This is a genomic window from Streptomyces graminilatus, from assembly GCF_001418565.1.
Taxonomy (GTDB): Bacteria; Actinomycetota; Actinomycetes; order Streptomycetales; family Streptomycetaceae; genus Streptomyces; species Streptomyces graminilatus.
This window is the reverse complement of record NZ_LIQQ01000850.1, coordinates 1-1,243: the sequence shown is the minus strand read 5'-3', so window position 1 is coordinate 1,243 and position 1,243 is coordinate 1. Positions and strand designations below refer to the sequence as shown.

Genomic DNA, 1,243 nt, shown 5'->3' with positions numbered 1-1,243 from the left:
CGGCGCCGGCGCCGCGCGGCAGGGGTAGCTGGAGGCCCGCACGTTCGGGAGCGCCTTTGGACCGCCGGCGCCTGAGCAGTGCGAGGGCCATGGGTAATGCCTTTCTGTTGTTGTTCTGCTTGCCGTGACTGCGTGCTTACCGTGTCTGCTGTCCGCCGTGAAGGGCGGAGGCCTGAATTGTCAGGTATCAGTTTGTCGTACTGGGGGCAGTGCCCCGGTACGCGCCCCTCAGTAGACCGAGCACACCCTCGCGGGTGACCTCGCGCGGGTTGGCGTACGGCCGCTGCCCGGTGACCTGATCCGCCGCCGCCGTCAGGTCGGCCTCGGTGAGGCCCAGCTCGGCGAGGGAACGCGGGGCGCCGAGGCGTCCGGCCAGCTCCCACAGGGCGGTTGGGGCATCGGGCGCGCCGCCCAGCGCGCGGGCGACGGCGTCGGCGGCGGCTGGTGCGGCGGGCGAGTTGTAGGCCAGGGCGTACGGCAGGACGACCGTGTGGGTCTCGGCGTGCGGCAGGCCGAAGGTGCCGCCGAGGACATGGCAGAGCTTGTGGTGCAGGCCCATGGTGGTGGCGCCGAGGCAGGATCCGCACAGCCATGCCCCGTACAGGGCCCGGCCGCGCGCGTCGAGGGACGCGGGGTCGGCGGCCACGTCCGGGAGGGCCTCGGCCATCGCCCGTACGCCCTCCTGGGCCATCAGGGAGACGAGCGGGGAGGTGTCGGGGGCGTAGAGGGCCTCGACGGCGTGGGCGATCGCGTTGATGCCGCTGGTGACCGAGAGCGGGACCGGGAGGGAGAGGGTCAGCTCGGGGTCGTACACCACACTGCGCGGGAGGACGGAGCGGTCGCGGCCGGTGCGTTTCACGCCGTGCTTGGTCAGGCCCCAGACGGGGGTCATCTCCGAGCCGGAGTAGGTGGAGGGCACGGCGATCAGGGGCAGTCCGGTGCGCAGCGCGATGGCCTTGCCGAGGCCGATCGAGCTGCCGCCGCCGACGGCCACACATCCGTCGGCGCCCGCCGCGAGCGCCACCTCGACGGCCCGGTCGGCGACTTCGGCGGGTACGTGCATCCGCGCCTCGTCGTGCAGACCCGCCAGGGCTGGTCCGAGCGAGTCGGCGACCGCCTGCGCGGTGTCCCTGCCGCGCGCTCCGCACACCACCAACAGCCGCCGCAGGCCGAGCCGTTCGGCCTCGCCGGCCGTGGCGGTCACGGAGGCTCCGGCCCGCAGGACGACCCGCATCGGCTGGGC

At 73.9% G+C, this 1,243-nt stretch carries 1 protein-coding gene; it reads right to left on the bottom strand.

The window, feature by feature from the left end; genetic code table 11:
- Positions 1-187: 187 nt before the first annotated feature.
- Positions 188-1,243, bottom strand: a 1,056-nt coding sequence (locus AOK08_RS42185) for a maleylacetate reductase (protein WP_055535892.1), incomplete at its 5' end; no start/stop codon positions are given.